General features: G+C 72.0%; 1 protein-coding gene. It reads right to left on the reverse strand.

Annotated elements, in window-relative coordinates; translation table 11 throughout:
* Window positions 1-4700, reverse strand: a 4700-nt coding sequence (locus GXW71_RS34190; protein ID WP_211858500.1) for a non-ribosomal peptide synthetase, incomplete at both ends; no start/stop codon positions are given.

Below are 4700 nucleotides of genomic sequence, written 5' to 3' on the forward strand. Positions count from 1 at the left end.
GTCCAGACCCAGCCCGTCCAGCTGCGCCTGATCCAGACCCGACAGCGGCACATCCGACGGCGTCAGACCCCGCGGCGCAGTCCCGCAATGCGCCACGATCTCCCGCAGCGCCGCCCCGAACCCCGCCGCCAGCCGCTCCACCGTCGCCCGGTCATGCCGCCTGCGGCTGTAACTCCACCCCAGCCGCAGCCGGCCCTCATAGACACGCCCGTTGATCGTCAGCCACCGGCCCAGCGGCGCCCTGCCGCTGCGCGCCGCGCCCGCGCTCTCCGCCGCCGGCGCCAGCAGCGCCGCTTCCCCGAAGCTGCCGTCGAACTGGCCGAGATAGTTGAAGGTGATCCGCGGGGTGGGTAGCGCCGACAGCGCCGCCCGCTGCGCCGCGCTGCCCAGATACCGCAGCACCCCGTAGCCCAGCCCACGCTGCGGCACCGAGCGCAGCCGTTCCTTCACCTCTCTGATCAGCGCGCCGGTCTCGCCCACCACCGGCAGTAGCACCGGATAGGCCGTGGTGAACCAACCCACCGTCCGCGACACATCCGCACCCGCGAACACGTCCTCCCGCCCGTGCCCCTCCAGCTCCACCAGCACCGCGTCCTGACCGCTCCAGGCACCGACCGACCGCGCCAGCGCCGCCAGCAGCAGATCGTTCACCTGCGTCCGGTACGCCGCCGGCGCCTCCCGCAGCAGCGCCCGCGTCACTGCCGTGTCCAGCTCCAGCGACACCACCTCCGCATCGCCCACGCAGTCCGGGCCCTCGGCGTCGCGGTCGCAGGGCAGATCCCCCACCGCCCGCTGCGCCTGCCACCAGCCGAGCTCGCCCTCCAGCCCGCCTGCCAGCCCCTGCAGCCGCGCCGACCATTGCGCGTAGCTCTCCGTCCGCGGCGCCAGCGCCTGGCCGCCATAGGCTGCCTGCAGATCCTCCAGCAGCACCCGCCACGACACGCCGTCCACCACCAGGTGATGGATCACCACCAGCAGCCGCTGGCTGCCATCGGCCAGATCCATCCCCACCGCCCGCAACAGCGGACCGGACGCCAGGTCCAAGCTACGCTGCGCCGTCTCGCACAGCGCCGTCACCCCGGCCCCATCCGCCGCCTCGCGCCGCCACAGCAGCGCCGATCCCTCCAGCACCGGACCGGGCTCCGCCACCCAGCCCGCATCGCCCTCCCGGAAACGAAGCCGCAGCGCCTCGTGCTGACCCATCACCGCCAGCAGCGCCGCCTCCACCCGATCCCACTCCAGCCGCACCCGCGGCCGCAGCAGCACCGCCTGGTTCCAGTGGTGCCGGTCCTCCGTCACTTCCCCGAAAAACCGATGCTGGATCGGCAGCAGACGATGAACCCCGGCTTCCCGCGACGGTCCCTTCTTGCGCACCGCCATCGCCACCGAGGCCAGTTGCTGGATCGTCTGCTTCTCGAAGATCTGCTTCGGCGTCAGCTGGAGCCCACGCTTCCGCAGCCGTGCGATCACCTGCAGGCTGAGGATCGAATCGCCGCCCAGCTCGAAGAAATTGTCGTCGCGGCCCACGCTGTCGACCCGCAGTACGTCCCGCCAGACGTCCGCCAGCGCTTCCTCCACCGGCCCTTGCGGCACCGCCAGAGCGGCAGTCCCACCCTGCTCCGGCGCCGGCAGCGCCTTGCGGTCCACCTTACCGTTCGGCGTCAGCGGCAGCCGGTCCAGCACCATCACCTGCGCCGGCACCATGTAGTCCGGCAGGATGGCGGCAAGCTGCGCCCGGAACGCCTCCGCCGGCAGCGGCATGCCCGCCTCCGCCACGCAATAGGCCACCAATCGCAGCCGATCTTCGGGTTGCACGGAGCGGGCCAGCACCACGGCATCTTGCACGCCCGGCTGCTGACGGATCACCCGCGCGACCTCGCCCGGCTCCACCCGGTAGCCGCGGATCTTCACCTGCTCGTCCACCCGGCCGAGGAAGCGGATCAGCCCGTCGGCACCGCGGACCACCCGATCCCCCGTGCGGTACAGCCGCCCACCCGGCTCCCCATAGGCGTCCGGCGCGAAGCGCTCCGCCGTCAGACCGGGCTGGCCCAGATAGCCACGCGCCAGCTGCGGCCCGCCGACATACAGCTCCCCCGCCACACCTGGCGGCACCGGGTTCAAGCCCGCATCCAGCACATGCGCCCGCAGATTGGCCAGCGGCCGCCCCACCGGGATCACCCCCTCCGGCGCCGCCACCACCTCGTGCGTCAGCACGCCCACCGTCGTCTCGGTCGGCCCATAGTGGTTGACGATCCGGCACTCCGGACGCCGCCGCCGCACCTCCGCCACCAGCGCCGGATCGCAGGCCTCGCCGCCCAGGATCAGCAGCCCGCGCGGCAGCACATCCGCGCCCTCATGCGCCTGCAGCAGCCCGCGCAGATGGCTCGGCACGATCTTCAGGACATCCACCGCGCCCTCGCCCATCCGCCGTGCGAAGGCCTCCGCGTCGCCGGTGGTGGCGGCATCGAGCAGATGCAGCGTCGCACCCGAGGCCAGGGCGCCGAACAGCACGGTGTGGCCGAGATCCGCCGCCGGGGTGGAGACCATCGCCATCGCCCCCGCCGGCGGCTGCAGGCGATCCAGCATCGCCTGCACGTAGTTGGCCAGCGCGCCATGCGAGACCGCGACACCCTTCGGCTGCCCGGTCGAACCCGAGGTGTAGATCACATAGGCCGTCTGCCCCGGATGCGGCTCGACCGCCGGCGGCGCCTCCGGCTGCCCGGCCAGCAGCGCGGGATCCGCGAGCGCCGTCGCGGGGATGCCGGCCGCCTGCAACGCAGCCAGCCCGGCGCCATCGGCCAGCACCTGCGCAAGCCCGGCAGCCGCGGCGACCTGCGCCAGCCGCGCCGCCGGCCAGGACGCATCCAGCGGCACATAGGCCGCGCCTGCCTTCAGCACGCCGAGCAGCGCCGTCACGAAGCCGGCGTTGCGATCGGCGCAAATGCCGATCCGCGCCTCGGCACCGACGCCACGCGACATCAACCAATGCGCCAGACGGTTCGATCGCGACGCCAGCGCGCCATGGCTCGTCTCGCCGGCGCCATCGACCACGGCCGCGGTCGCGGCGGGCTGCCTGGCCTCTGCCGCGAGGATCAGCGGCAGGATGCTGCGCGCGGCGAGATCCATCGTCTCGACCCGCACTTCCTCCGACGCCTCGGCGGCTAGGCTCGCCATGGCGGCATCGTCGAGCCGTTTCTCGCCGTCGCTGCTCAGCGCCTCCAGGCAGTGGCCGAGATGACGATGCATCTGGGTGATCAGCGCCTGGTCCAGGGCATCGCGCCGATAGCGATAAGCGATCTCGATGGTGTCCGCATTGGGGACCACCGTCAGCGTCAACGGATAGCTGGTCTCCACATGGCTCGACGCCGCAACCACGCGCAACGCCGCGCCCGGCTGCTGCATGGCGCGATCGATCGGGTAGTTTTCGAAGACGATATTGGAATCGAAGAGCGGCTGGCCCGGATAACCCGCCCAACGCTGGATCTCATTGAGCGGCGTGTGCTCGTGCTCGCGCAGCGCGAGGTTCTGCTCCTGCAGCCCCCGCAGCCAGTCGCCCACCGCCATGGCGGGCTGCGGCCGCGCCACCACCGGCAGCGTGTTGATGAAGAGACCCAGCATCTCCTCGGCACCGGGCAGATCGGCCGGCCGGCCCGCGACCGTGGAGCCGAAGCTCACCACCGCCTCTCCCGTGTAGCGCTGCAGCAGCAGCGCCCAGGCAGCCTGGATCAACGTGTTCAGCGTGATGCGTTCCCGCCCGGCAAAGGCCTGCAGCTGCCCCACCAGGCTCGGTGCGAGCCGGAGCGGCAAGGTCACATGGCCGGCCTCCCGGCTTGCCGGCAGCACCGCGGCCGATACCAGGGTGGGTGCATCGAGGGCGCTCAGCTGCTCGCGCCAGAACCGTTCGGAGGCCGCCTGGTCGCGCCCCTGCAGCCAAGCGATGTAGTCGCTGTAGGGCGGCGGCGCGGGCGGCAGCGGCCGGTCGTGATAGGCGCTCAGGATCTCGCCCATCAGCCGCGCCGAGCTCCAGCCATCCGTCAGGATATGGTGCCGCGTCCAGATGAGCTGGTGGTTGGTGTCATCGAGCCGGATGAGGCGGACGCGCTGCAGCGGCGGCTGCGAGAGGTCGAAGCCCGCCAGGCGCTCCGCCTCCGCTGCCGCCCGCAGCGCCGCCGCATCCACCGGCCGGCCCCGCCAGTCCTCTTCCACGAACGGCACTTCGATCCGGCGGTGCACCACCTGCCGCGCGCCGCCGGACAGGCCCTGCCACAGGAACCCCGTCCGCAGGATCGCGTGCCGGTCGCTGACCAGTTGCCACGCGGCGCGCAGCCTGGCGCCGTCGAGGCCGGCGATCTCCGCGCTCAGCTGGTTCACATAGACGCCGCTGCCTGCATCCTGCAGGCTGTGGAACAGCATCCCCTGCTGCATCGGCGACAGCGGATAGATGTCCTCCACCCGTGATGCATCGAGCCCGAGCTCATCGAGCAGCGCCTGGTCCGGCACCGCCGGCCCGGCCGGCTTCGCCGCCGCGGGCTGTGCTGCGGGTCGTGCTGCGGCGGCGAGGGCCTGCAGGGTCTGGTGGCGGAACACGTCCTTGGGCTCGATCACCCAGCCCGCCTGCCGCGCCCGGCTCACCATCTGCAGCGAGATGATCGAATCACCCCCGAGCTCGAAGAAATTATCCCCAAGCCCCACCTGCTCGA

It is taken from the genome of Plastoroseomonas hellenica, from assembly GCF_018129085.1.
In the GTDB taxonomy this organism is placed as follows: domain Bacteria; phylum Pseudomonadota; class Alphaproteobacteria; order Acetobacterales; family Acetobacteraceae; genus Plastoroseomonas; species Plastoroseomonas hellenica.